This window comes from Paenibacillus sp. FSL H8-0259, assembly GCF_037963255.1.
In the GTDB taxonomy this organism is placed as follows: domain Bacteria; phylum Bacillota; class Bacilli; order Paenibacillales; family Paenibacillaceae; genus Paenibacillus_AQ; species Paenibacillus_AQ phytohabitans.
In genome coordinates, this window is record NZ_CP150147.1 from 451497 (window position 1) to 477725 (window position 26229).

The window sequence follows — 26229 nt, forward strand, 5'->3', positions numbered from 1 at the left end:
AATATGTCTATGCCGCTCCCGGTGATTCGCCGTCTACCACTTGGAGCCGCCGGAAGAATTCCTGCCGGACTTGCCGCCGCCCCAGGAAGAGCCGCCCGACGACCGGCCTCCGCCGCCCCAGGAGGAGCCGCCGGAGGAACGTCCGCCGCCGAATCCGCCCGAGGAGGGCGGCCCGGAGGACATCCGCTTGCGGGCCTGCTCTCTGCGCTGCTGTTCCCGCATCATTGCCAGGCGGGCCGCCCGCTCTGCCTCTTCCTTCTGGCGGACAAGCCGGTTCGCTTCTTCCACGAAGCTGGAAATCTGCGAAGCATAAGCACGGCCTGTACTCTCCAGTTCATCCAGATTGTATGGACGGGCGGACAGGCGCTGCTCCAGCTCGGCATATTCCGGCAGCAGGGACAGCTGGAAGCGGCTCTGTGCAGCAATCCCTCTGCTATGCAGCAGACTCTGTGCCGCATCGACCCGGCTCTGTCCTTCCGTGAACAGCCTTCTCAGGCTGTCCAGACGTTCGTACAGAGAGCTCAGACTGCTGTCGATACTGCTGAATTTGCCTTCAGTCTCGTCCTGCAGCGTTAGCAGCCGGTCGAGCCCGCTGCGCGCATTCTCATATTCACCGCGTGCATCGCTGGTCCAGGTCTCTATCTGCGGCACTTCGCCTGCGCCCTGCCGCAGTGCGGCGCCTGTCTCCTCAAGCGTCTTCTCCAGACCGTCCAGATGCTGGCGGGCGAACTGGTTCCCCGCCTCGGTGAGCTTGCTCTGCAGCTCATTGCGCCGCTGGGTCAAGCTCCCCCACTTGCTGCGCACCGTCTCCAGATCTGCGCGGTTGCTCTGCCGGATCATGGCCTGGCGTTCCGTCATGGCGACGGCTTCAGCCAGCAGCGCATCCAGCGCGGCACCGATCCGCCGCACCTCATCCATGTCGCCGCTGCGCAGCGGCGCCTCCAGGGACCCGGCGGCAGCGGAAGCCTGCTCCAGACTGTCATAGGGCTTAACCTTCATATTGTGCAGGGAGTTCTGCTCAATCAGCCCGGCAATTCGGCTGCGGGCAGCGGCCAGAACCCCGGGGAATGCCTTCAGCTTATCGTCAAAAGTATCTACATCCTGCAGGTCCCGCTCAATCTGCTCCTGGCGCTCCTGCGCCTCTGCGGTAATATCCTGTGCAGCAATCGGGTCAAACAGCTCCAGCTGGTCAGCTTTGGCAGTTTCTGCGGCCAGCTCCTGCAGGTCTTCGGCGATTTCCTGCAGTGGGTAGCCGGTCTCTTGGGCCGCTTGCTGCAATTGTCCGTCAAGCTCGGGCGCATCCTGCTTCAGTTCGGTGATCCGCTGCTTGACGTTCCGGTCGGCCTCGCTGATGACAGCAATATTCTTCTCCTCCTCTTCAAGCGAGGTGCGGAAAGTACCTTCCGTCTGCTGAAGCTGTTCTGTTGCTGCTTTGAGAGCGGACAGGCGGTAGAAGGGCGGCAGGGCACCTTGCCCAGTTGTCTGCAGCGCTGAGATCTCGACCAGCTGCGAGGTCAGGCGCTTCGATATGCCCTCGACCAGTTCCCCGGTCTTGCCCTGCACGATTCCCTGGAAGGGCTGAAGGGATTCGAGAGCGCGATTCGCCCGTACCAGCAGGTCAGACAATAGTTCCTGCTGATTGGCAAGCCCGCTGCGGCGGCGCATTCCTGTAATCAGCACGTACAGCAGGAGCAGCAGTAAGGCGGCACCCACAACAATAGCGGCGAGCGATAAGAAGGATAGTCCGCCCCTGCCGGTTTCGGCCGCCTCCGATCCGCTGCTTCCGGCTGTCCCGCCGTTGCCGCCTGATCCGCCACCCGCAGTACCACCTGTACCCCCTCCAGCAGTTCCTCCGGCAGCACTGCCCGGTCCGCTGCCCACGGCTTGCAGCTCCTTAATGACAGAGCTGATTCCTAAGGCGAAATCACCGTCTCTGGCATAAGGATTGAAGTAAGTCTCCAGCAGCTTAGTGATTGCCGCGCTGCCTGAAGCTCCGCCGAGGTTCTGCGACCAGGCATTGAGCGAGTTCTGCAGCTCCGGATTATCGAAGTTAATCTCCGTCTGCTGGTCTCCGTAAGCGATCAGAAGCAGGATATCCCGGGTCTTCAGCTTCCATGTATGATATACCTTCTCTGCATAATCGGCTGGATCCGCGCCGCCCAGAGAGTCCACTGTCAGGACATGGAGAGTATAGCGGTCCGTTGCGGCAATCCGGGTGATAGCTTCTGCTTCCTGGGCAGTAAGTAAGCCGGCTTCATCAGTAACAACTCCCTGCTGTACAGGAATATCCGCAGCATAGACGCCGGGGATCCGGAGCAAGGATAATAGTAAGACCAAGGCGAGGATTTTTCTCAAGTCTGCACACTCCGATCTATGGGCTGTTGTTCGTTATATTATGCTAATCATTATATCATTAAACATTCCGGAGACCTCAGATGCAGCCGCCCTGGAATTAGCCCCCGTATACTACAAAAAAAGCCGCATTCCCGTAACGGAAATGCGGCTATATACATTCTTCTATAACTAACAGCAACTGTGTCCTTGCCAATGGCAGGAGGCTTAGCTGTTGTGTGCGCGGAATAATCTATCGGGTTTGCAGACAGAGGATATACTGCAATCTGGACTTGATCTCTTTTTGCCATTTCATATCTCCGACTTTTACAGCAAGATTGAGCAGATCCAGATAATCGTCAACCTGTAATGCGGTCCGGGTGGTGGCTGCGTTCATGGGTGTTCAGTCTCCTTTTAACTCAAATATAGTCAAGTAATGAATAATAGATATTCAATAATGATAATCATTATCAACCTTTATGTTATTATCCACATTTTGCTCCCAAAAAGCAATACAAATATAAATTTTCTTATTTTAAAATTCTCGCTGAAACCGTACCGTCCTTTAAAAGGACGGCAAAGCTGCTTCCATGTGCTTCTTCGACAATAAATAAACGATTCTGCAGAATTTGCACATTTTATCAGAACTGAAGCATAACTAGCAGGAACCTTACCATTTTTTGTCGAATACAGCTTCATATAAATGCGTTTAGCCGATTTTTATGGGACAAAGGAGAATTGCGATGAAGCGGTGTAAACTCTTGCTTCTAATTGGCATCGTGCTCATGATTACACCCGCCGCTGCCGCTCACGCCGAAAGACAGGATATTAAGTACCAGGCAGAACTGGAATATCCCCCTTACAAGTACATACAGAACGGATATCTGACAGGCTTTGATATTGATCTGACGAGTATGATTTTTGAGAAAAAGGATTATCTTATTCTATACAGCACCGGGGAATGGGAGAGTACATACAGCCTGCTGACTGAGGGCAAGATCGACACGACCGGCCTCATGGCCGTAACCGAGGAGAGAAAGCAGGATACCTTGTTCTCCAGACCTGTGCTAAGGAGCTACATTTCCGTCTATTCCCGCCAGGAGCTTAGTGAAGAAGTGAAGCTGAGCACGTTGAAAAATTACAAAATCGGTGTAGGTAAGGGACAGTATTCGGAAACTGTTCTGCAGAATAAGGTGGGAATCTCATCCACACAATACATAGAATATGCAACCGTACCTGAAGCAGTGAAGGCTCTGCGCAAGGGCGAGATTGATCTGCTGTTCGAGAATCAGGGGGTTGTGGATTATCTGATTGTTGAACAGGGACTGACCGGAACGATTGTCCGCAAAATGAACAATCTTTATCCTCAGGATGTCGCTTATGGCATCAGCAAGACCAAGCCGGAGCTGGTGTCTTATGTGAATGCCAGACTTGAGCGGCTGGAACGCTCCGGGGCATTCGAAGAGCTGTATCAGCAATATTTTTTCGCTCACTCGGATTATCATCAGTCGATGATCCGTAACAGAATCATATCAGGAGTGGCCATAGGGGCTATCCTGCTGGTATTCGGCGCTGTGCTGCTCCGGATATATATCCGGCGTCTGCGCCGGACAATTCACTCTGAACAGGAATTCTTCGAGGATGTGATCGAGAATACCGGGATGATCATATGGGCGGTTCATGGAGACAAGCGGAGCGTGCGCTTCAATCAATATGCCGAGACAATGACCGGGCTTTCAGAGAAGGATGTGCTCGGCGTGAGTATCGATGACCTGCCTGGTCTTGAGGGCGGAGCGGCAGTGTTGCGGGATCTCCTTACCAAAGCGGTTTATCTCGATTATGTGACTAATGTGGAGCTGAAGCTTCCGGAGCATTCTCCGGCTGCGCATTATTTCTCCATCCGCACTACCCTGATCAAGGGGATGGATGATCAGGCGGAGGATATATTTGTCCTGGTCGGGCTTGATATCGATGAACGCAAACAGAACGAACTTAAGCTGCAGATGAGTTACGAGGAACTGGAATCTACCTATGAGGAGCTTGCGGCAACTGAAGTTGAGCTGCAGGACCAGTTCAACCGGCTGGGCGTCAGTGAACGGCGTTTCCGTCTGGCCTCCGAAGGCTCAGGTGCCTATATGTGGGAGCTCGACTGGGATAGCGGCTTCTACAAGCTCTCGGACCGCTGGTATGAGGTCATGGGCTACACCGAGGAAGAGATTAACGCCTTCGAAGGCGGCGTGCTCAGCATCATTCATCCGGATGATCAGGAATCTGCACGCAAAGCCAGACAGGAGCATCTTACCGGGCTGACTCCGATCTACGAAACCGAGTACCGGATGAAGACCAAAGATGACGTCTACGTCTGGTTTGAGGTTAGAGGGAAGGCGATTGTGGACCCGAGAGACCAAATCGTACTGTTCCTTGGCTCGCTGATTGATATCAGCAAGCGGAAGCAGGCGGAGTTCAATCTGAATAACAGCTATCAGGAGCTTGAAGCGACCTATGAGCAGCTTACGGCTACGCAGCAGGAGCTTGTAGGGCAATATGAGATGCTGCTGGAGAATCAGAAGAACATGCACCGCCTGGCTTATGTGGATTCGCTCAGCAATCTGCCCAACCGGATCTGTCTGCTGGAGACGATGGAGAATTATTTCCGCCGGCCTGGGGGGAGAGCAGCGCTTCTGTTCGTAGACACAGACAACTTCAAGTATATTAATGATACGCTAGGACATAAATCCGGCGACATTCTGATCCGCAAGGCCAGCGAGCGCCTGCAGTCGGTAGTCCGGGAAGGGGACATGCTCTCCCGGCTTGGCGGCGACGAATTTGTAGTGTTTCTCAAAGACATAGAGAGCCGCGTGGATGTGCTGAATCTGGCCGAGGACATTATGCGCTCCTTCCGCAAATCCTTCCTCATCGGCGAGAGCAACCTGTACGTCTCCTGCAGCATCGGGATCTCCTTCTACCCGGAGGACGGGGAGACGACGGAGGAGATTCTGAAGAATGCTGATGTAGCGATGTACCGGGCCAAAGAAGAAGGAAAAAGCACTTATGTGGTTTATGACAAATCAATGCATACGGCATTTAATGAACGGATGAACATTGAGAAGCATCTGCGGAGTGCCATGAACAATAATGAATTTGAGCTGCATTATCAGCCGCAGGTGCAGATCGATACGGGACTGATCTCGGGATTCGAGGCTTTGATCCGCTGGAACAGTCCGGTGCTCGGTTTTGTCTCTCCGCTCTCCTTCATCAAGATTGCCGAGGATTCCAGGCTGATAATTTATATCGGGGAATGGGTGCTGCGGGAAGCCTGCAAATTCATGAACAGCATTCACCAGCTTACCGGAATCTCTTATAAAATATCAGTGAATATCTCCATTATTCAGCTGCTGCAGGATGATTTCGTGGAGATTGTGCTGGATAGTCTGGAAGAGAGCGGTCTTGAGCCGAGCAGTCTGGAGCTGGAGATTACGGAATCCATATTCATGGAATCGTTCGAGAGCACCGTCAGCAAGCTGGAATTCCTGAAGTCACGCGGCATCCGGATTGCGCTGGATGATTTCGGGACGGGGTACTCCTCCTTAAGCTATCTTCAGCAGCTGCCGATTTCGACACTCAAAATGGACAAAATTTTCATTGATTCCCTTGCGGATAAAGCCTATAGCGAGTCCTTCGTTCAGACGATCATTATATTGGGCCATAAGATGGGCCTGGATGTTGTAGCCGAGGGCGTGGAGGACTCCAGCCAGCTGGCCTTCCTCAAGGAATCGAATTGCGACAAGGTTCAGGGTTACCTGATCAGCCGGCCGGTGCCGCAGCGCAAAGTAATTGAACTGCTCGTGCCGCAGAAGCGTTATGAAGTAGATCATCTGAATTAGAGCTTATAGATTATTACATAATAAAAGCGGGTCCCGGGCATGGATAATACGCCTGTGGACCCGCTTTTTTTGAACTATAAAAATGTTTATTCGCAGCTAGAAGATAACGATTTTGTTCTTGCCTGTTTTTTTGGCTTCATACAGGGCATCGTCTGCCTGCTGAAAAGTGGAGCTCTTCGAATCGGTTCCATCATAATCATGCATGCCGATGCTGACCGTAACCGATTTATTCTCCATTTCATTAATGGGCAGGCCGGCAATTCCGGTTAGGATCTTGTCCATAATCCGCACAGAATCCTCCAGCGGCTTGGCGGTCAGAATGATAACGAACTCTTCACCCCCGTACCGGGCGGCGAAGTCATCCGATCCGATATGCTGCAGCATAACTGCAGCTACCTGCTTCAGTACAATATCGCCAACCCAGTGGCCATACTGGTCGTTTACTTTTTTGAAATTGTCGATATCGAGAACCGCCAGCTGCAGGGGGAAAGGATTGTTCTGCTGATGCTCAATCAGCCAGCCCAGATATTCATGAAAGGTCTTGTGATTGTACAAGTCGGTCAAGGGGTCAATCTTGGACAGCCTGTCCATAATAATATTCTGAATGCGCAGATCCTGCTCCGACTTCACCGAATTCTCCAGTGACTGCATTAGATCCCGTCCCCGTGCAATGACGCCGAACCCGGCCAGTGAAGTTCCTGCGAAGATAAGGGTGATAATAATGTTCTGGATGCGCAGGGTATAGTCATAGGTGGCTGTGTTGAGGAACAGCATAATGATATAGATCAGGCAAATAACCGAGGAAGCCTTCAGATAATTGTCCTTCAGATAGATCATGGATACCAGCAGCGGAAGCAGCATAATCAGCGGCTTCACATGAAACTCCGTGCTCAGATTCATGATCATCAGAATGCCGTACAGATGGCTTGCGACAATAATTGAGAACTCGGACATCAGCGGTTTCCATTTATGTACAACCTCGAGAATCAGAAGCAAGACGAGCAGTATGGAGTCGGGGATCAATATGTGGTTAATGAAATATTGCCCGCCTGAGAGCTCAGGCCGGTGGCCCCACATGGATAAGGCAACAAATAGCTGGCTTGCCAGATAAACAAACAGGACCATCCAAAAGGTATTGAGGAGGACACGGTTCCAGTACATTTGGCGAGGAGTTGGCGGTGGGATGTGCATAAGATGTTCCTCTTTTCCAGTGGCAATATACTTATATATTCGACAATTACCCCGATTTTCCTCCCTAATCCGATACTGTGATCATTGTTCGTGTTTTGGTGATTAACACTAGGTATTTATAGCTACTAATGCTGATATAATGATGCAAACACGAATTATTAATGCGATATATCCTTGACACATTCGCATAATTTCTGTAGAATTCCAATTGGCTCACAATAATGAGCTAAGCTGTTCGTATATCCTCAATGATAAGGTTTGGGGGTTTCTACAGGGGACCGTAAATTCCTGGCTACGAATAGGGTGCATTTTGCATACCTATGAAGAGGTCGGGATTTTTGTGCTGTTTGCGTAAGTGAATTTATATTTATCGCAGAAACAGAGCAGCCCTTATCCACTGCAGGGCAGCCGTTTCATCCTGGGAGGAACAGAGAACCTATGAGTAAATATGATGTGATTGTTGTTGGAGCCGGTCCGGCCGGAATATTCGCCTGCTATGAATTGACACTTAAAGCACCGGAGCTGAAGATCCTGCTGGTGGACAAGGGCCATGATATCTACCGCCGGAATTGCCCGATTCTCGAGGAGAAAATCAAGCTCTGCCCTCCGGCTTCGGGCCGTAAGGAATTCGCCGGGTGTCTGCCGGCCTGTTCGATTACTGCAGGCTTTGGCGGTGCGGGTGCGTATAGTGACGGCAAATTCAACATCACGACCGAGTTCGGCGGCTGGATGACCGATTATCTGCCTCCTTCCAGGGTGATGGAGCTGATTGAATATGTTGACAGCATCAACCTGGAGCACGGGGCCACGCCGGTTATTACCGATCCGACTACCGAGAGCATCCGCGGGATTGAGCAGCGGGGGTATGCGGCAGGGCTTAAGCTGCTGCGTGCGCAGGTCCGCCATCTGGGAACAGAACAAAACCTGGAAATCCTGAAATCCATATACGAATATTTGAAGACGCGCATTGATATGCTGTACAAGACTGAAGTAGAGGATATTGTTACCGTCAAGGAGAACGGTGCACATCGCATTACGGGCATTACCTTGAAGAACGGTGAGAGCCATGAGGCGGATCAGGTAATGATTGCTCCGGGACGTGACGGATCTGCCTGGCTGACTGCGGTGCTGAAGAAACGCCGGCTCAAAATGTACAACAACCAGGTGGATGTTGGGGTGCGTGTGGAAACCTCTGATGTGGTGATGCGTGAGATCAACGAGCATCTCTATGAGGGGAAATTCGTCTTCAATACATCTGTGGGGACACGGGTCCGCACCTTCTGCAGCAACCCTTCAGGACATGTTGTCGTGGAGAATCACAGCGGCGTGATGGCAGCGAACGGACACTCCTACAAGGACCCGGCGCTTGGCTCCAAGAATACCAATTTTGCCCTCCTGGTCTCCCATACCTTCACCGAGCCGTTCGATAAACCGAATGAATATGCCCGGGAAATCTGTAAGCGGGCCAATGATCTGTCCAGCGGGGGCGTGATCGTGCAGAAGTACGGCGATATCCTGCGCGGCCGCCGTTCCACGGAGACACGGATCAAGGAAGGGTTCCTCGAGCCTACGCTGAAGGAAGCGGTGCCTGGCGATCTGGGTCTGGTCCTGCCGTACATCACGATGAAGAGCCTGATTGAAATGGTCGAGGCGCTGGAGAAGGTTACACCGGGTATTGCCTCCGAGCATACGCTGTTCTACGGAGTTGAGGCGAAGTTCTATTCTGCCCGGCCTAAGCTGACAGAGCAATTCGAGACCGAGATCTCCGGGCTCTACTGCGGCGGCGACGGTGCAGGCATTACCCGCGGCCTTGCACAGGCCGGAGCGGCCGGAGTATGGATCGCCCGGGGAATGATGGCTAAGATTAAACAAGAGGGCAACATGCAACCGGCAGTTCTATAGAACCGCCCGGGTGAATACCGGAAGGACAGCCTTACACGCAGAAGCTGCGGTGTACACGGCTGTCCTTTTTTTGGGAGGTTATATGTTGGAGTCTGAACCTCCCCGGGCGCCCAACCCAACCCAACCCAACCCAACCCAATACTCCTCGTTTTCAACTGTTTTACCGGTTTGTCGAGTCTGAAGAATATGCGGGAGCGGGAAAAGTTGGTGCTAGTTAGCTTGAAGCTAGCGGAGCAGAAATAGATGGATTTCCTCCACTTGCTGATGCGCGAAAAGGTGCTGCCAAACCAATAGTTGGAAAAAGAACACTTAAATTACCCCTATTCAGCCAAAGTAGCGAAAACTAACATAAATAGGTGCTGTTAATCTACTTGCTTCCGTTCATTCGTAAGAAACGGTCAAATTAAGATACGTTTATCCACTTGTTGTGGCAGGCGGGGGGTGGAGTGGAGCGGAACGCCGTAAGTGGAGGATGGGTATAGAAATGGTTTCCTTAATTTTACTCTGCTGATATAATGTTAGAATACATAACATGATAGAGTGGAGTGAACGTTGAAGATGGGTATTCGCCGGGGGAAGGCCGTTCTAGTCGTTGTTTTACTGCTGCTTGTAGGTGTGTACAGCTTATGGGTTGATATGTACTGGATGCATAAGGTGATCTATCTGCTGCTAGTGGCGGCGCTCGGCGGACTTGCGCTGGACAGCTATCACGGCGGAGTCCTCAAGGACCGGCAATTGGCGGAATCCCGGGGCAAGGTGGAGCTGCTCGGCAATGAGATTGTTGTCACCTCGGACCGGCTGCATGGGGCGCTCGAGGAAATTAGCCGCCATACGGAAGGGCTGCAGCAGACGGCAGACTATTCACATGCATACGAAGTGGATTTGCAGACGCGCAGTAATGAGGCTAAGGCCAATATTGAGGGTGCTTTTGCCACCATGGGCGGAGTAGCGGCGGTGACGCAGCATATAGAGGAGCTGACCGGGAAGCTGGGGGCGACCATGCAGGCGACCCGCTCGGGAATGGCCGAGATGGTGGATTCACTGAAGAATACAGATGAGGTCATGGAGGAGCTGCAGGAGCAGAGCGGAGATATGCTGAACAAATTCACGACGCTTAGCGGCCATATTGCCATGGTGGAGGAGATTAACTCGCTGATTGTCGGCATTGTCAACGAAACCTCGCTGCTGGCGCTCAATGCTTCTATTGAAGCTGCGCGGGCGGGTGAACAGGGGCGGGGCTTCGCGGTAGTGGCCAGCCGGATCAGGCAGTTAGCCGACCAGAGCCGGAGTTCGGTAGACCGCTCCACGGAGGTGCTGCTCGATATCAATAACGGAGTGCGGCAGGTGCTGGAGTCGGTTACGAAAGAGCAGTCGGCAGTTGAGCACGGTGTGAATGAAGTAGCAACCGTGAAGCGGCGTCTCGGCGATATCTCGGACAGAATAGAAGAGGTGGGGACGGCGGTAGCTGAATCAGTCGCTGCGGCTGCGCGGCAGAGCAGACTGATTGATGAGGTGACAGCCGAACTCAGCGGTGCAGTGGGTATTGTCAACGAGACCATCGCAGGTGTGGACCTGACGCTGGAGCAGGTCACCCGGCAGCGGTCCCAGATCGGCCAGCTGAATAATATCAGCGCCAGCCTGCTCATGGAGTCGCAATCCCTGCAGCAATCAGTGAATGCAATTGCGGCGCGCGGGGTGATTGAGATGAGCGGGTACGAGGGACGGCTGCAGGAAATGCAGGTATTGCTGGAGGAGCTCTCAGCTAAGCAGGAGCTGTATTCACCGGATGCGGACAGCCATAGCAGCGTCCTTGCTTCCTGTATCCGTAAGGCTCCGGATGTGCAGGCGATCTGGTCCAACCGGACGGATGGCACGTTCATTTACTCCGAGCCTGCGGCAGGACTCCTGAATGCCAAACGCCGTGACTGGTGGAACGGGGCTATGAATGAAGGCCAGTACGTCTCGCAGCCGTATGTTTCGGCGATTACCAAACGTTCCTGCATTACGCTCTCCAGAGCGATTAAGGATGGCCGCGGAGAGATTGTAGGTGTGGTGGGGATAGATCTGGCGGTGTAACTAGAGTGTTCCGGCGGGATAGCTGAGGAAGAATAACTGTACGAAGCAGATAACATTGTCTTGTAAAAAAGAGCAGCAGGCTGCCCCGGTCAGGGAGTACCTGCTGCTCTTTGCGGTTGTACCGGGTCTCAGCCCGGACTAGGTAGCGTCAGCCGGGAGGCTGCGCAGCCCGCTCCAGATGCTATGCCAGTTCTTGCCTGCAATCCGCTTCTCATAAATAGGCAGCAGATGCGGATGGGCGGCGAAGTAAGGCGAGGGCCGCAATACCAGCTGAATGACATCCGAAATTCCATGAGGTGCGGCCAGAATTACTTCCCCATTCCCGTCCAGGGAGAGTCCAAGTGCCGTTGCCGTCTCGGGGAATTTGGACATGCCGTCTGTGGACGAGTAATAGGGCGGCAGGTTATTGACGGTATGCATCCTGGCCTGATTCTTGACTGACCAGGGGATTCCGGGATACCGGCGCTTCAGCTGGGCTTCCCAGGATTTCTCCACTTCCTCCCGCAGGTCGCCGGGGTCATAATAGATCACATCAATATCCGCGAGGGGTGTCCTCTCCGTAAAACCATGCTGCACATCCCAGATCTTCGACCGCACAAATCCGGCGCAGACCCACCAGTCCGGTAATTGCAAAGTTCCGGCAGCCTTCAGAATATCCATCATCCAGGCATCTCCCATCACCCGCCGGAGAATGTCTGCTTCACTGGTTATTATCATTGTATAATCTCTTCTTTCTCTGCTGAAATGAAGACAATAATCCATTATAGCCCGGATGGAGCGGAAAGTGTATGCTTCGCAGAAGGCCTTTTTTTCTGAAAAATAAGGCTTTATAATGGACCGATAGATTGTCCGATGGGGGCCTGAATGTGCAACATAACCTGAGTATTCTGCTGCAATTGTTTGAGCGGGCGGCGCTGCTGCTGATGTGTCTGTTCGTACTGACCCGGCTGCCACGCTTTAAAGAGATTTTTGCCAAAGGGGTCTATGCGCCGCAGGAGCTGGCGATTGTAACAGTGATCTTCAGCCTGTTCGCCATCTTTGGAACCTACAGCGGGATTAATGTGGAAGGGTCGCTGGTTAATGTACGGATTATCGCCATTATGGCCGGAGGGATTCTCTTCGGCCCCTGGGTCGGGCTGATTACCGGGATCATCTCGGGAGTGCACCGTTTCCTGATTGATATCGGCGGGGTCACCTCGCTTCCGTGTCTGATTACAAGCATCACAGCAGGGCTTGTATCGGGGATCATCTACCGGCGCACCTCACCGGAACGACGCTGGATCGCCGGTATCGCGGCCGGAATGGCCTGTGAGGCGCTGACGATGGCGCTGATTCTGATCATGGCGGACCCTTATTCGCTGGGTGTGGATATTGTGTCGAAGATTGCTTTTCCGATGATTATCGGTCAGATCAGTGTCGGGCTAATTGTTACGCTCGTGCAGAGTGTCGAGGGGGAGAAGGAACGGATTGCGGCCAAGCAGTCCAAGCTTGCGCTGGATATTGCCAACAAGACGCTTCCGTATTTCCGCAATATTAATCCAGAGTCGCTGCGTACCATCTGCGGGATTATCAAGGAGGATATCGGAGCGGATGCGGTGGCGATTACCGATACGCGGTTCATTCTGGCCTATGTCGGTGTCGGTGAAGAGTATTATGCCGAGGCCAATGAGATTATCAGTGAAGAGACCAAGCAGACGCTGAAGAGCGGGGAGATCACCATCCGCGATGACGATACCGAGTACATGAACCGTGGCATCCGCTCGCTGATCATTATTCCGCTGAAGGAGAAGGGTGAAGTGACGGGGGCGCTCAAGATTTACTATACCAATGCGCATAAAATCACCTATTCCCTTCAGGCAATGGCAGTCGGGCTGTCACAAATCATCTCTACACTAATGGAGGTTTCGCGGGTGGAGGGGATCAAGGAGATGGCCAACAAGGCTGAGCTGAAGGCGCTGCAGACGAGCATCAACCCCCATTTTCTGTTCAATGCGCTGAATGCCATTATCTCCTCGATCCGGATCGATCCGGACAAGGCGCGCGAGCTGATCGTCAACCTGTCGGGGTATATGAGATATAATCTGGAGCTGACCGATGAGTCCATTGATATCCACCGGGAGCTGCAGCAGGTCCAGCATTATGTGGAGATTGAGAAGGCCCGCTTCGGCAGCCGCCTGACCGTTCTGTACGATATTGATGAGGTGGCGGTGCGTATTCCAAGCCTGATTATTCAGCCGCTGGTGGAGAACGCGATTGTCCACGGGATTTTGAAAGAGAAGGGCAATGGCACTGTGGATATTTCAGTCAAAGACTACGGGGACAGCGTAAGGGTGAGAATTGCCGACACCGGAGCGGGAATTAGTGAAGAGACGATTGCCAAGGTCTACAGCGGCAGCATGGAAGGGAACAAAATCGGACTGTACAACGTGCACCAGCGGGTGAAGCTGATCTATGGCACGGGTCTGACGATCCGCCGGCTTGCCAAGGGTACGGAAATTTACTTTGATGTGATAAAGGAGCAGCGATGAGAGCGATAATTGTCGAGGATGAAGTGCTGGCGAGGCAGGAGCTTGCTTTTCTGATACAGGCACACAGCAGTTTCAAGATTGCCGCCGAGTTCGAAGACGGGCTGGATGCGCTGAAGTATCTGCAGACGGATACGGTGGATGTGATTTTTCTGGATATCAATATTCCTTCGGTTGACGGCGTGCTGCTGGCCCATAATATTAGCCGTTTCGCGGTCAAGCCCTATATTGTGTTCATCACAGCCTATAAGGAGCATGCCGCCGAGGCGTTCGAGATCGAAGCGTTCGACTATATCCTGAAGCCTTACAGTGAGACGCGGATCAAAGCGATGCTGCAGAAGCTGGAGGGGGCCATTGCGACCAGGAGCCGCCAGGGGGAAGAAGAGCCGGTCAAGCTCAGCAGCGGTAAGGTCAATCTGTGGAAAAATGAAAAGATCATCGTCGTCGATACGGACGAGATCTACTATGCTTCGGCGCAGGAGAAAACAACGAGCGTCATTACCAAAGACGGGGAGTACAGCATGGCCTTAAGCATCAGCGAATTCCATAGCCGCCTGCCGCAGGAGCAGTTCTTCCGCTGCCACCGTTCGTATCTCGTCAATCTGTCCAAGATCAAGGAAATCATCCCCTGGTTCAACAACACCTATCTGCTCCGGCTGCGTGATTTGGACTTCGAGGTGCCGGTCAGCCGCGGCAAGGTGAAGGAATTCAGGCAGATCATGCGCCTCTAGCGGCAGTTCATTCCCCGTTTGCGTCATCTCATTCCGGATTTCTCTTAAGTCAGCATCTTTTCGCTACAATGAAGAGGCAAAGCAAGCCTTGAAGCGACTTTGGAAGCGATATTAGAGAGAAAGAGGGAATCACCCATGACTACGACTACGCCAGGCAGCAAGCGTTGGCTCATCGTGCTAGGTACAGTGATTATGCAAATGGGACTGGGTACGATCTACACCTGGAGCCTGTTCAATGCCCATCTTGTCAGCAAGTTCGGCTGGGAGCTCAGCTCTGTTTCGATAACTTTTTCCATCACCAGCTTTGCCCTGGCCTTCGCGACACTATTCGCGGGGAAACTGCAGGACCGGTTCGGCCTCCGCAGACTGACCGCTGCTGCCGGAATTATGCTGGGGCTTGGTCTGATTCTAAGTTCGCAGGCCAGCTCCCTCCCGATGTTCTACCTGCTGGCCGGCGTAATTGTCGGGTACGCGGACGGAACGGCATATATTACTTCACTCTCCAACCTGATTAAGTGGTTCCCGAAGAATAAGGGACTGATCTCCGGTGTATCCGTGGGTGCTTACGGCACGGGCAGTCTAATCTTCAAATATATCAACGGCAGCCTGATTGAGTCGGCGGGCGTGTCGAATGCTTTTCTGTACTGGGGCTTCATGGTGATGATTATGATCGTAATCGGCTCAATGCTGGTCCGGGAAGCGCCAGTGGCGGCCCCGGCATCGGCGGCTATGGCTGCCGGGAATCGGGTGAAGGCTGCCGCTGGAGCCATTATTGTGCCGAAAGATTACACTGTTAAAGAAATGCTCCGCACGAAGGAAGCATACCTGCTGTTCGTAATCTTCTTCACCGCCTGCATGAGCGGCCTCTATCTGATCGGCATCGTGAAGGATATCGGTGTGCAGCTGGCCGGACTGGATGTTGCGGCAGCAGCGAATGCTGTAGCGATGATCGCCATCTTCAATACGGCCGGGCGCCTGATTCTGGGTGCATTATCCGACCGCATGAGCCGCTTGAAGCTGATTAGTGTAACGCTGGCTGTTACGGCTGTAGCGATGTTTACTCTCAGCTACGCCACCCTGAGCTACGGCATATTCTTCACCTGTGTGGCGGCGATTGCCTTCTGCTTCGGAGGTAATATTACCGTATTCCCGGCGATTGTCAGCGACTTCTTCGGCCTGAAGAACCACAGCAAGAACTATGGCATTGTCTATCAGGGCTTCGGCATCGGCGCGTTGTCCGGCTCGTTCATCGCCGCGTTCCTGGGCGGGTTCAAGCCTACGTTCATCGTGATTGGTCTGCTGTGTATCCTGGCCTGCATCCTGGCGGTTTCCCTGAAGCCTCCGGTAGCAGGGCAGGCAAAAGTACAGGGAATGAGCCTGAAGCCTTCACGGCATACGGCTTAACCATATAGAGATTGATGTTGGCTTGAAAGAAACAGAGACAAAGAGTGTCGTAGAGAAAGAGAATGGCAGACCAAGAGTGCTGTAAAGTAAGAGAATGACGGGCAACGAGTGTTGTAGAGAAAGAGTACTGTAAAAAAGAGTGCTGTAAAAAAGAGTGCTGAAGACCAAGAGGCTGGTTTCGGAGAAGAGATGTCCATACTTCCGCGTGAGCGGAGGGGGATGTCTCTTTTTTGTTCTGTGGTGAGGAGTAAGAGTCCGGAGGGGGCCGGATGAGAGGTGGAAAGTGCATTTGATTTTGCTTAAAGTGGGCTAGCCGGGTTAGGTGGGGAAAGTGACGTAAGGAGCAATAAATAGGCCTTCGATAAATCTGCTAAAGTTATATTATATTTGATTGAAAGACTACATAGGATGAAACCCGTACAACCGTTTTTACTCGAATAAAGTTGTGCCGGTAGGCACTTTTTGCAAAAGTCAGGTGTTATAGAGATATACAAGCAAGGAGGTGAGGGCAACGTCACAGGATAATATGCCGGATATGCGGCAGGTAGAGGCGGCCATTATCAGGGTTCAACAAGGGGAGCAGGAATCCTTTGCGTTCATTGTAGATGCTTTTCAGCAGCCGGTTTACCGGTATTGCTGCCGGATGCTGGGGAACAGGCAGGATGCCGAGGATGCGGTGCAGGATGTACTGGTCAAAGCCTATCAATCCATTAGGGGGTACAAGCCCACCGTCAGCTTCTCAGCCTGGCTGTACCGGATTGCCGGCAATCATTGTCTGAATCTGCTGCGCCGGCGGCGGATGCAGGGGCACTTCCTGCGGGTGTTCCGTCCCGATACGGCGGCAGCGGCCGGTCCGGAGCAGACGCTGGAAGAGCGGCTATACAGTCCGGCGCTGGAGACTGCACTTGGACGGTTATCGCTGGAGGAACGGAATTTGCTTGTTCTGCGGGTATTTGAAGAGCAGACCTTTCTGGAGATCAGCGCAATTCTGAATATTACGCCTAATGCGCTGCATAAAAGGATGGAGCGGATCAAACGAAAAGTGCGGGAAACGATGCAAGCGGAGGAGGGGATATCATGGAACGGGCAGGAATCGGCAATGAGTACCAAGATATAAGAGACGCTGCAGTCCGTGAAGAGCAGCTATCCGTGATTGAGGTTACTGATAGAGTTATGGCCCGTGTGCGGGGGACTGAACAGAAGCGGAGTCCGCGCGGGATCAGATTCGCCGGTAAAACGGCTGCGTTCACAGGGATGCTGGTTATGCTGCTGCTGATCACTGTAACAGCCTACGCTGCCTCGGAGTATATTCAGATCCGGAATAAGGCAGGCGAGGTGAAGGTACAGCATCAGGCAGAGAACCCCAATCCGGGACCGCCGGCTGCGTATAACAAATACGCATGGAAGCTGATGGATTTTGCCAAACCGGGGGAACTGATCGCCTATTTCGTTAGAGGAGAGAAGCTTCCTGAAGGGGCGGAATCGGCACTGCAGTTTGCAGGCAAGGAGCTGCGTCTGACCGATTACCCGGCTTTCCTTGGAGAGATGAATAAATTGAAGACGCCTGTATTGCCCAAGGAAGCCGGAGGTTATGAATTTAAGTATGGCACGATACACCCCGGCTCACCCTTAGCTGCGGAACGCGATGAAAATCCGCTTTACCGTCAGACTCTTGACGAACTGATGGCTGAGGCTAAGCAGAATACCGGCCGCAATCTGTTCATGAAGGCGATCCCGTGGACCGAAGCGGCTTCTATTGGCGGCAAGTATACCAGAGAAGGGGCGGTCATCGAAATAGGGGCTACCCTGCTGCATGGAGGCAATGTGCAGGTCATGCTAAGACCGGAGGTGGCCGCAGAGAAGCTGGAGGTAGAGGGCCGTGAGATCGTATACAATCACGCCGACAAGCCAGAGGTACGGCCGGATATAAGCTACCATTACCTGAACTGGTACAACGAGCAGCAGGATGCGTATTATATTGTCACCACCTACGGTGACCGGAAGCTGACCAAGGAGCAGCTGCTGGATTTGGCGGGTGAATTGATCCGGGGCGGGCTGTAGGCGGCGGTTCTGGTGAGTGATTTTGTTAAGTTCAGTCTATACAGGCATAAATGTTGTACGTACTGCAACATTGGTTCATAAATACCGGCTGTTCAGTAGGATTGTTGTATGAAATACAACAATAGCTTCGTTAATCGGCCTGGAACGAGGGAATTGCTGCCTTTTGTACAACAATTATAGATTTAGGCCGTGTTATTGAGGGAAATGTTGTATTCTGTGCAGGATTTTAATAAGCACTCCATGTGCAAAGGATGAATCGGGCAACTCTTGCTTAAACAGCAGCCGGAAGTCCAAATATTCATCGTTGAGCAGCCAGCAGCTTAAGTGAATAGATTGAATTCAATTTAGGTATTAAAAGGTATTCAAAAAGGAATCCAAAAAGGCATCCGTAGAGCGAATACGCTCTGCGGATGCCTTTGGTGTTCATACGTATGAGGAATGAAGGATGCCGCGGGAGGAGGGCTTAGCCCTCCAACAGCAGCGCCTCTGGATCTTCCAGTAATTCCTTGACCTTAACAAGGAAGCCTACCGCCTCTGAACCGTCCACAATCCGGTGATCGTACGATAAGGCGACATACATCATCGGACGGTTGGCTGTCCGCTCTTCATCCAAGGCGATCGGACGAAGCTGGATCTTATGCATGCCGAGGATGCCGACCTGCGGCGTATTGAGGATCGGCGTAGACAGCAGAGAACCGAATACACCACCGTTGGTGATCGTGAAGGTACCGCCCTGCAGCTCCGGCAGACTGAGCGTGTTGGCGCGCGCTTTGGAGGCGAGCTCGCCGATCTTGCGCTCGATTTCCGGGAAGCTAAGCCGGTCGGCATCGCGGACGACCGGCACGACCAAGCCTTCCTTGGCAGCTACGGCAATGCCGATGTCATAGTATTTCTTCAGCAGGAGATCCTCACCGTCGATCTCGGCATTCAGCAGCGGATAAGCCTTGAGTGCGCCGATCACGGCTTTGGTGAAGAAGGACATGAAGCCGAGTCCTACCTCATGCTTCTCTTTGAAGGCATCCTTGCGGCGTTTGCGGATGTCGAGAATAGCGGTCATGTCCACCTCGTTGAAGGTGGTCAGCATGGCAGCCGTCTGCTGCGCTTCGACCAGGCGGCTGGCAATCGTCAGCCGTCTGCGCGACATGCGCTTGCGCTCGGTCGCTTTGCCGTCCTCGGCATGCGGCGCCTTGCCCGCCGGCGCGGGCGGCTTCACCGGCTCCGGCCGCGCCGCCGCCGCCGGAGCTGCAGGCGCAGCGGCCTCCGGCACGGCTGCGCCATGGCCGTTCACATCGGCCTGGCCGATCCGGCCGATGGGGTCGCGGGCACTGACCTCGCCGAGGTCGATGCCCCGCTCCCGGGCCAGCTTGCGCGCCCCCGGCGAAGCCAGGGCCGCAGAGCCCGCCGCCACACCTTCGGAGGCGGCAGGAGCAATTGCCGCTTCCGGCTTACCGCCGTCAGAGGCGCTGCTGCCCGTCGCTGCGCTTGCCGCTTCCGGCTTGCCGCCGTCAGGGGCGCTGCTGCCCGTCGCTGCGCTTGCTGCTTCCGGCTTGCCGCCTCCGGCTACTGCCGCACCGTCGGCGCTGCCGATAATGCCGATAGCTTCGCCAACAGCAACGTTCTCGCCCGCCTGGCGCAGGATGGAGGAGATGACACCATCCTCCTCCGCACTGATCTCCAGGTTGACCTTGTCGGTCTCAAGCTCCGCGAGCACATCGCCCTGGCCGACAGTGTCGCCCTCTTTAACCAGCCATTTGTAGATCGTTCCTTCGGAAATGGATTCGCCCAAATCGGGTACTTTAATTTCGGACACAGGCCGTTACCTCCCCAAATATAGTAGTTTACGTTATCGAGAGACCGCCTTGCTGTTGTCAGGAAGACGGTACAGGTGCTTGTACTTGAGCGTTTAGTTTCAGGGCTTCTCTAACGATGCGCCGCTGCTCGAAGCTGTGCACATCCGCATAACCGCTGGCCGGGCTGGAGCGATCCGGACGTCCGATATACTGGACGGTAACATTCTGCGGGGCAATGGCGCGCAGCCGGGGTTCGGCGTAGCTCCAGCCGCCCATATTCTTCGGTTCCTCCTGCACCCAGATGATTTCCTGCAGGGAACGGAACGAACTGAGATGTGCGCCAAGCTCACGTTCCGGGAACGGATACAGCTGCTCCAGGCGGAGAATATGCAGCCAGGAGAAGTCCTGTCCGCGGGCGGCTTCCAGCTCAGTCTGCAGGTCGATGGCGACCTTGCCGCTGCATACCACCAGGCGCTTGACCTCTTCGGGCTTGCTGCCGAGCAGCGGTTCCGGAAGCACGGGCTGGAAGCTACCCGAGGCGAGATCAGCACCGGCCGAGGTACTGCGCGGATTGCGGATCAGGCTCTTCGGTGCCATGATTACCAGCGGCCGGGCGTCGGGCTGTCCGCAGAGTGCAGCCTGACGGCGCAGCAGATGGAAATATTGGGCCGCGCAGGTCAGATTCGCTACGGTCCAGTTCTCCTCGGCGGAGAGCTGCAGATAACGTTCCAGCCTGCCGCTGGAGTGTTCCGGTCCCTGGCCTTCATATCCATGCGGCAGCAGAATCGCAAGATTGCTGCGCTGTGTCCACTTGGCGCGTCCGGCAGAGATGAACTGGTCGATAATGACCTGGGCGGCATTGGCGAAATCGCCGTATTGCGCTTCCCAGAGCACGAAGGTCTCCGGTGCGAACACATTATAGCCGTATTCATAGCCGAGTACAGAGGCTTCTGACAGCGGGCTGTTGTAGACGCCGAAGGAGGCGCGGGAATCCTTAAGCTGGTGAAGAGGGGAGAAGAGCTCCCCGCTCTCACTGTCATGCAGGACAAGGTGGCGGTGAGCGAAGGTGCCGCGCTGTGAATCCTGTCCGCTGAGGCGGATCGGCGTGCCGTCCTTCAGAATGGTAGCGAAGGCCAGGGTTTCGGCCAGCGCCCAGTCTACCCGTTCACCGTCATTCAGCGCATCCTTGCGCCGCTGCAGAATCCGCTCCAGCTTCGGATAGACTGTGAAGCCGGCCGGTACGCTCAGCAGCTCACGGTTAATCTCCTGGAGGCTGGCCAGCGGAACCGCTGTAGGGCGGTGCACCGGTGTTCCCGTATCCAGGACGACCGAAGTCTTGGCCTCGGCGTTCTTCTGTTTCCCTTCCTTCATCTGCTCGAAGGCCTGCTGCAGCACATTCTCGGCCTCGGCAATCATGTTCTTCACCTCATCGGCTGTAACGACCTTCTCGCGCTGCAGGCGTTCCGCATAAACGCGGTAGACGGTAGGGTGGTTGCGGACCTTGCCATAAACCACCGGCTGGGTGGTTTCCGGATCATCCATCTCATTATGGCCGTGCCGGCGGTACCCGATCAGATCAATCAGGAAATCCTTCTTGAACAAATGGCGGTAAGCGCTGGCCATACGGACGGCAGCAATACAGGCTTCGGGGTCGTCGGCATTGACATGCACTACCGGGATCTCATAGCCCTTCGCCAGATCACTGGCGTAATGCGTGGAGCGGGAATCTTCACTTTCGGTGGTGAAGCCGATCCGGTTATTGACGATAATATGCACAGTGCCGCCATTCTGATAACCTTGCAATTTGCCGATATTAAGTGTTTCCGCAACAATGCCTTCACCAGGGAAGGCGGCATCGCCATGCATAAGCACGGCCATGGCTTTGTCCGTATTCAGCTTAGGCAGGCCTGGGGTGCCCCGTTCCTCCTGGGCTGCACGCGTGAAGCCTTCAACGACCGGATTCACGAACTCGAGATGGCTCGGGTTGTTCGCAAGCGTGATGCGGGTACGCACAGTTTCGCCTTCGCGGACGGCGCGGTCGGCGCCTAGATGGTATTTCACATCCCCGCTCCAGCCATAGGTGACACCCATGGAGCCTTCGGACGGGAAGAGCTCCTTGTTCGGCGAATGATGGAATTCCGAGAAAATAATATCATAAGGTTTGCCCAGAATGTGGGCAAGCACATTAAGTCTTCCGCGGTGGGCCATACCCATCAGGATATGCTCTGCGCCGTCATGTGCGGCAGCGCGGACAATTTCATCCAGCATAGGCACGAGGGCATCATTGCCCTCCAGGCTGAAGCGCTTCTGGCCGACGAAGGTCTTATGCAGGAAGGTCTCGAACTGCTCTACCTGAATCAGGCGTTTCAGCAGCTCTTTGCGTTCCGCATGGTTCAGTGGAGCAGGCGACGTTGTGGATTCCGCCTGGCTGTTGAGCCAGCGCAGCTCACGCTCGTCATGCACATGCCCGAATTCATAGGCAATGGTCTGTGTGTAGGCCTGGCGCATTCTGTGAACGGCATCCATAGCGGTATGCACGCCCTCAGGGGCATTCTCCCAGATCAATGAAGCCGGCAGGGCATTCAGATCTTCGCGCGTCAGCTCATAGGTCTCGATCTCCAGCCATTTCGCCATCGGGTTGGTGCTCCGCTCCAGCGGATCGATATCGGCAGCCATATGGCCGTATATTCGGATGTTAGCCATTAGCTTGGAAGCTTTAACGGCTTTCCTGAGCCACTCTGTATCTCCTGAGATGGCGGGGGGAGGCGTCTTGACGGCATCCGGAGCCAGGGGAGGCGGGCCGGATACTGTGAAGAGGTCGCGGTAATGATGCTCTACGGAAGTGGGGTCCTTGACAAACTGCTCGTATTTCTCCTGAATGTAGCCCAGATTGGGACCGTAATACTTGCTCCAGACAGATTCGTTATAGGGCTCTTTGACGGCCATGAGTAGGTCCTCCTAACGGATAAACTCCACATGCGGTATATTAGGAACACCGCTTAGCGGAGCTGCGATGTTTGCGGTTTCATTCTCATCTTATTGTGCTACTTTCCGGCAGGGTAATCAATTCATACTTTCGTGCAATCCGTTCGCAAAACGGTATGATTCAGCAGGGGATTCATACGGAACAATCATAAATTTCCCGGGTGAAGCCGGAAAAATAAAATATCGTTAAAATTAATAAAAAATTAAGGGATTTAGGTGGTTGTAAATCATAGGAATGGGTAATTGTTTCTATATTGTGTTACGGGATTAATATCTATTTAGTATATTTAAACTAATTTGGACCGATTGAAGATGAATTGGAATTATTTATACAAGCTATTGGCAATTTTAGCTAAGGGTCTTCACGATTTAACATAAAAAAATTCCAGAAAACGACACACTTTTCATGTAAGATCTTGTATAATGTTATTGCGGAGAACGGTTTCATCGATTCTTTTCAGATCCTTTCATGTAAAGGGTCCAGTAAAGGGTAAACCTGCCGAAAGACAGGGGCACAAAGTCTCGGATCTAAAGTAGAAATACTATGATGGCCGGACTGCCTGGGGACGCGAAAATTCTAGGAGGAGATTTCTTGGATAAGTCCAACCAGGGGAATGACGAACTGCAGGCAGTTGATCTGGATTTAGAATGGGTGCATTTGCTAATGTCTGCTAAGCAGGCTGGCATCCAGGCAGACGAGATTCGGCGTTTTTTTACTGAAAAAGCACTCCAGGCGATGTAGGGCATTCAGCATTGTACGGATACATACAGAAGAGGGCACAGCGGTGTACACGCTGTGCCCTCTTCTGTTGGAATTTACATGTTGTTTCGGGGTCCCCGCAAAGTACCTGGGTAATCATCGAGGCTGCTGCCTCACTTTGTGGGGTATTTCAGTTATCCTTCTGCTCCAGCCGCCATTTCTGATAATCGAGAAACTCCTTGAATTCACGTTTGCTTATACCAGAGGCCATCGCATCCTGAACCAGCCTGAACCATTCTCCATCGAGAACCGGCTCTGCAGTTTCTGCAATTCCGCCATACAGTAATACGTGAATGGATACTTGGAGTGCATCGGCAATTTTTTCGATAAATTGAATGGAGGGGTTGGATTGGATATTCCGTTCGACATTACTTAAGTATGATTTCGCCACGTCAGCCTTATCCGCAAGCTCGGATAAAGAATAACCCTTCTCCAGCCGGAGCCTATGGATGCGGCTTCCCATATTATCTGACACGATTACAACGCCCTCCGTACTTTTTGTTATCAGTATAACAAAAATTCGCAAAACGGACAAAAACCCTTGTTCCTGCCAGAAGCTGGCGGGGAGAGACAAAACGGCATATCCAGCCCGGATGAGGGAGGATATGCCGTTTTGTGTATATAATTTAATAGCCTTATTTGGCTTCTCCCAAACCTTGCGTAGCATTGAATGTCCAGTTCAGCGCCAAGCCGTCACCCTGGAAGATATTCTGATCCTGGGTATTGTCAACGAATTCGAAAGCAATCTTGAAGGTTTTGGTTTGGGTAGCGGCGATGCCTCCCGGCAGTACACCCGCCGTTACGAGATCATAGCTGGAAGTGTTCTTCAGGTCCTTCAGGGAGATCTCGGACAGCACATGGCCGGCAAGCGGACCGCTGGTATAAGAGCTGTCGAGAAGTTTGATTTTGAAGTGATCTCCAAGATCCTGGCCGGCATTATCGCCCTTCGCATCAGTTACAGTGTAGCTGGTGGCCAGCGTTAGGAGTTTGATATCCAGGGTGCCGTCATTGGACAAGGTGAACGTGCGTACGGTGTAATCACCCGGTTTCAGATTGGTCAGGGCAACAGGTGTATTAAAGGAAGAGCCGAGCTTCAGCGTGCCTGCCGCGAAGGTTGCCGTGCTGGTTGCTGTGGAGCTGAAGTAAGCGAAGGTGCCCCCTCCGATTAAAGACAATCCCAGTGCTGCCGATGCTACGCCAAGACCCAATGTTTTTTTGATACCCATAATTAATTTCCTCCTCGAGTATATTATGTTTTTTTAAGATCGGTGATCAGGAATGCATATACAGATAGATTATTTGAGGGCGCCTTTTTCCTGGTTGGCTTCGAAGTTCAGGGTCAGGGCCAGTGTATCGCCTTGATAGTAGTTTTGCGGCTGGAAGGTTTCCTTGAAGGCAAACTGTACGCTCAGTTTATCTGAGGTGCCTGCTTTGATGCCCCCATTCTCTACACCAAAGATTCCGCCGAGAATTCCCTTGGCTACAAGATCCGGACTTTGCTGCTCAAGTTCGGCCAGTGAAACGACCAGAACAGGTGATGTTACCTTATCCTTGTTAACTAGGAACGTCACAATAATATCGTCTTTGAGATTATGGGCGCCGTTATCTCCCTGGGCATCTGTAATGACAGATGAGGTACGCAGAACAACTTTGGGAATATTGAGCGTTCCGTCATTTTTCAATTTAAAATCTCTTAGGATCGTATCCCCCGGTTTAAGATTGCTGAGATTGACAATAACGGAGGGGTCCGAATTAAGTAATAAAGTTCCGTTGTTAAAAGAAGCTGCAGTGGTGGAGGTACTGCTGAAGTAAGCGAAGGTTCCTCCGCCGACCAGGGTTAATCCGAGTGCTGCCGATACAACGCCGAGACCTAATGTTTTTTTAACGTTCATTTGTTCATCCCTCTCTCATCGTTCTTTTTTTGTCTTTACCTGTCTTCGGGGAAAATTTATTGTTGCTCCGCGTTTCGTAAACGGGAGAGGACAATCGGTTTATTGCACAATGTCTGGAAGGGTATCCGGTCCGCCGGTCACCGCTGGCCCTGCATTCTTCTTCTCCAGTGCCGCTACGGCTTTCCAGGAGGAATACAGTGCGTAGAGGAGCAGGAGCAACCCGGGGATAATCATCAGCATTACGCTTCCGGCTTTGGAGACCGCAAAATTCATGGTATATCCTACATAAGGGACGGTGACGCCGGTATATTGGCCTACCACATTTGTTGAGCTGACCGCTGAGGTATCGGCTGCATCGTTATTGTCCCCTTTGGTGGTATAGCTGGCTTCACCTATGGCACTGTTTATTGAAGCATCGACCACACGGTGTGTAATCAGGAGGTTATCGGAATTCATGAAAGTAATCACATCGCCTTTTTGAAAACGGGTCATATCCCCGCCCGGCTTAATCGCTACTATAGATCCGGTCTGGATGCCCGGCTCCATGGAACCGGATAACACCGTCTTGATCTGATAGCCGAAGAAGGAAGGTTCGCCTCCGGAGGCTTTGGAGATGACTACTGCTGTTACCAGCACCAGGAAAATCATAAATATCAGTGTGGACAATGTGGTGCTGACTATCTTTTTAATGCGCATA

19 protein-coding genes and 2 riboswitches are annotated in these 26229 nt (G+C 53.0%); of the genes, 9 read left to right on the forward strand and 10 right to left on the reverse strand.

Annotation, left to right across the window (positions count from 1 at the left end; translation table 11 throughout):
* Positions 1 to 33: 33 nt before the first annotated feature.
* Both NSU01_RS01980 and NSU01_RS01985 read right to left on the reverse strand, forming a co-directional pair.
* Positions 34 to 2355 (reverse strand): TPM domain-containing protein, encoded by a 2322-nt coding sequence (locus NSU01_RS01980; RefSeq protein WP_076243530.1) that lies wholly within the window; start codon positions 2353 to 2355, stop codon positions 34 to 36.
* 229 nt (positions 2356 to 2584) lie between these two features.
* The gene (locus tag NSU01_RS01985; protein ID WP_171720322.1) at positions 2585 to 2728 is read right to left on the reverse strand and encodes a hypothetical protein; all 144 of its coding nucleotides are present in this window, start codon (positions 2726 to 2728) and stop codon (positions 2585 to 2587) included.
* Positions 2729 to 3074: 346 nt separating this feature from the next.
* Between NSU01_RS01985 and NSU01_RS01990 the strand changes: the two genes are divergently transcribed.
* On the forward strand, positions 3075 to 6215 hold the full coding sequence (locus NSU01_RS01990) for an EAL domain-containing protein (RefSeq protein WP_076243531.1): 3141 nt from the start codon (positions 3075 to 3077) through the stop codon (positions 6213 to 6215).
* 96 nt (positions 6216 to 6311) lie between these two features.
* Here NSU01_RS01990 and NSU01_RS01995 read toward each other — a convergent pair whose 3' ends face one another.
* Positions 6312 to 7406, reverse strand: coding sequence for a GGDEF domain-containing protein (locus NSU01_RS01995; protein WP_042133009.1), 1095 nt, complete (start codon positions 7404 to 7406; stop codon positions 6312 to 6314).
* A gap of 215 nt (positions 7407 to 7621) precedes the next feature.
* A riboswitch (purine riboswitch) is annotated at positions 7622 to 7721 on the forward strand.
* 123 nt (positions 7722 to 7844) lie between these two features.
* On the opposite strand from NSU01_RS01995, the gene NSU01_RS02000 reads away from it, so the two are divergent.
* Together NSU01_RS02000 and NSU01_RS02005 are read left to right on the forward strand one after the other, a co-directional pair.
* Positions 7845 to 9308 (forward strand): NAD(P)/FAD-dependent oxidoreductase, encoded by a 1464-nt coding sequence (locus NSU01_RS02000; RefSeq protein ID WP_076243532.1) that lies wholly within the window; start codon positions 7845 to 7847, stop codon positions 9306 to 9308.
* A gap of 558 nt (positions 9309 to 9866) precedes the next feature.
* Positions 9867 to 11384: a methyl-accepting chemotaxis protein gene (locus NSU01_RS02005; RefSeq protein ID WP_076243533.1), complete on the forward strand. Its 1518-nt coding sequence runs from the start codon at positions 9867 to 9869 to the stop codon at positions 11382 to 11384.
* Positions 11385 to 11522: 138 nt separating this feature from the next.
* Here NSU01_RS02005 and NSU01_RS02010 read toward each other — a convergent pair whose 3' ends face one another.
* A complete protein-coding gene (locus tag NSU01_RS02010) occupies positions 11523 to 12101 on the reverse strand; it encodes a nucleotidyltransferase family protein (protein ID WP_076243534.1) in 579 nt (192 codons plus the stop codon).
* Positions 12102 to 12250: 149 nt separating this feature from the next.
* Here NSU01_RS02010 and NSU01_RS02015 point away from each other — a divergent pair, with 149 nt between their 5' ends.
* The 5 genes from NSU01_RS02015 (at position 12251) to NSU01_RS02035 (ending at position 18105) form a co-directional block, all read left to right on the forward strand.
* The gene (locus NSU01_RS02015; RefSeq protein ID WP_305954197.1) at positions 12251 to 13912 is read left to right on the forward strand and encodes a sensor histidine kinase; all 1662 of its coding nucleotides are present in this window, start codon (positions 12251 to 12253) and stop codon (positions 13910 to 13912) included.
* A complete protein-coding gene (locus NSU01_RS02020) occupies positions 13909 to 14640 on the forward strand; it encodes a LytTR family DNA-binding domain-containing protein (protein ID WP_076243535.1) in 732 nt (243 codons plus the stop codon). The genes NSU01_RS02015 and NSU01_RS02020 overlap by 4 nt, the downstream gene beginning before the upstream one ends.
* A 135-nt stretch (positions 14641 to 14775) precedes the next feature.
* Positions 14776 to 16044 carry an OFA family MFS transporter gene (locus tag NSU01_RS02025; protein ID WP_076243536.1) on the forward strand — a complete coding sequence of 423 codons (1269 nt, stop codon included), beginning with the start codon at positions 14776 to 14778 and terminating at the stop codon, positions 16042 to 16044.
* A 535-nt stretch (positions 16045 to 16579) separates the two neighbouring features.
* Entirely contained in the window at positions 16580 to 17161 is a 582-nt protein-coding gene (locus NSU01_RS02030) for a sigma-70 family RNA polymerase sigma factor (protein WP_076243576.1), read from the forward strand.
* Entirely contained in the window at positions 17122 to 18105 is a 984-nt protein-coding gene (locus NSU01_RS02035; RefSeq protein WP_144026053.1) for a hypothetical protein, read from the forward strand. Before NSU01_RS02030 ends, NSU01_RS02035 begins: the two co-directional genes overlap by 40 nt.
* 463 nt (positions 18106 to 18568) lie before the next feature.
* On the opposite strand, the gene odhB is transcribed toward NSU01_RS02035, so the two are convergent.
* Positions 18569 to 19915: a 2-oxoglutarate dehydrogenase complex dihydrolipoyllysine-residue succinyltransferase gene (gene odhB, locus NSU01_RS02040; protein WP_076243538.1), complete on the reverse strand. Its 1347-nt coding sequence runs from the start codon at positions 19913 to 19915 to the stop codon at positions 18569 to 18571.
* A gap of 58 nt (positions 19916 to 19973) precedes the next feature.
* Positions 19974 to 22841, reverse strand: a complete 2868-nt coding sequence (locus NSU01_RS02045) for a 2-oxoglutarate dehydrogenase E1 component (RefSeq protein ID WP_076243539.1) — start codon at positions 22839 to 22841, stop codon at positions 19974 to 19976.
* A 518-nt stretch (positions 22842 to 23359) separates the two neighbouring features.
* A riboswitch (cyclic di-GMP riboswitch) is annotated at positions 23360 to 23444 on the forward strand.
* A 28-nt stretch (positions 23445 to 23472) separates the two neighbouring features.
* Between NSU01_RS02045 and NSU01_RS02050 the strand changes: the two genes are divergently transcribed.
* Positions 23473 to 23622 (forward strand): anti-repressor SinI family protein, encoded by a 150-nt coding sequence (locus NSU01_RS02050; RefSeq protein WP_083442555.1) that lies wholly within the window; start codon positions 23473 to 23475, stop codon positions 23620 to 23622.
* Positions 23623 to 23770: 148 nt separating this feature from the next.
* Here the strand turns inward: NSU01_RS02050 and NSU01_RS02055 are convergent, their stop codons facing one another.
* The 4 genes from NSU01_RS02055 to NSU01_RS02070 all read right to left on the reverse strand — a co-directional run bounded on the left by NSU01_RS02055 (position 23771) and on the right by NSU01_RS02070 (position 26228).
* Positions 23771 to 24103 carry a helix-turn-helix domain-containing protein gene (locus tag NSU01_RS02055; RefSeq protein WP_042140681.1) on the reverse strand — a complete coding sequence of 111 codons (333 nt, stop codon included), beginning with the start codon at positions 24101 to 24103 and terminating at the stop codon, positions 23771 to 23773.
* A gap of 172 nt (positions 24104 to 24275) precedes the next feature.
* A complete protein-coding gene (locus NSU01_RS02060; RefSeq protein ID WP_042133023.1) occupies positions 24276 to 24866 on the reverse strand; it encodes a TasA family protein in 591 nt (196 codons plus the stop codon).
* 69 nt (positions 24867 to 24935) lie between these two features.
* Positions 24936 to 25532, reverse strand: a complete 597-nt coding sequence (locus NSU01_RS02065; protein ID WP_042133025.1) for a TasA family protein — start codon at positions 25530 to 25532, stop codon at positions 24936 to 24938.
* Positions 25533 to 25631: 99 nt separating this feature from the next.
* On the reverse strand, positions 25632 to 26228 hold the full coding sequence (locus NSU01_RS02070) for a signal peptidase I (protein ID WP_076243540.1): 597 nt from the start codon (positions 26226 to 26228) through the stop codon (positions 25632 to 25634).
* Position 26229 lies beyond the last annotated feature (1 nt).

Excerpts from the sequence above, each read along its gene's own strand:
- NSU01_RS02020 (WP_076243535.1), top strand. The coding sequence starts at position 13,909 with ATGAGAGCGATAATTGTCGAGGATGAAGTGCTGGCGAGGCAGGAGCTT.
- NSU01_RS02005 (WP_076243533.1), top strand. The coding sequence starts at position 9,867 with ATGGGTATTCGCCGGGGGAAGGCCGTTCTAGTCGTTGTTTTACTGCTG.
- NSU01_RS02010 (WP_076243534.1), bottom strand. The coding sequence starts at position 12,101 with ATGATAATAACCAGTGAAGCAGACATTCTCCGGCGGGTGATGGGAGAT.
- NSU01_RS02055 (WP_042140681.1), bottom strand. The coding sequence starts at position 24,103 with ATGGGAAGCCGCATCCATAGGCTCCGGCTGGAGAAGGGTTATTCTTTA.
- NSU01_RS02070 (WP_076243540.1), bottom strand. The coding sequence starts at position 26,228 with ATGCGCATTAAAAAGATAGTCAGCACCACATTGTCCACACTGATATTT.
- NSU01_RS02035 (WP_144026053.1), top strand. The coding sequence starts at position 17,122 with ATGGAACGGGCAGGAATCGGCAATGAGTACCAAGATATAAGAGACGCT.
- NSU01_RS02065 (WP_042133025.1), bottom strand. The coding sequence starts at position 25,532 with ATGAACGTTAAAAAAACATTAGGTCTCGGCGTTGTATCGGCAGCACTC.
- NSU01_RS02030 (WP_076243576.1), top strand. The coding sequence starts at position 16,580 with ATGCGGCAGGTAGAGGCGGCCATTATCAGGGTTCAACAAGGGGAGCAG.
- NSU01_RS01985 (WP_171720322.1), bottom strand. The coding sequence starts at position 2,728 with ATGAACGCAGCCACCACCCGGACCGCATTACAGGTTGACGATTATCTG.
- NSU01_RS01990 (WP_076243531.1), top strand. The coding sequence starts at position 3,075 with ATGAAGCGGTGTAAACTCTTGCTTCTAATTGGCATCGTGCTCATGATT.
- NSU01_RS02060 (WP_042133023.1), bottom strand. The coding sequence starts at position 24,866 with ATGGGTATCAAAAAAACATTGGGTCTTGGCGTAGCATCGGCAGCACTG.
- NSU01_RS02045 (WP_076243539.1), bottom strand. The coding sequence starts at position 22,841 with ATGGCCGTCAAAGAGCCCTATAACGAATCTGTCTGGAGCAAGTATTAC.
- NSU01_RS02025 (WP_076243536.1), top strand. The coding sequence starts at position 14,776 with ATGACTACGACTACGCCAGGCAGCAAGCGTTGGCTCATCGTGCTAGGT.
- NSU01_RS01995 (WP_042133009.1), bottom strand. The coding sequence starts at position 7,406 with ATGCACATCCCACCGCCAACTCCTCGCCAAATGTACTGGAACCGTGTC.
- NSU01_RS02000 (WP_076243532.1), top strand. The coding sequence starts at position 7,845 with ATGAGTAAATATGATGTGATTGTTGTTGGAGCCGGTCCGGCCGGAATA.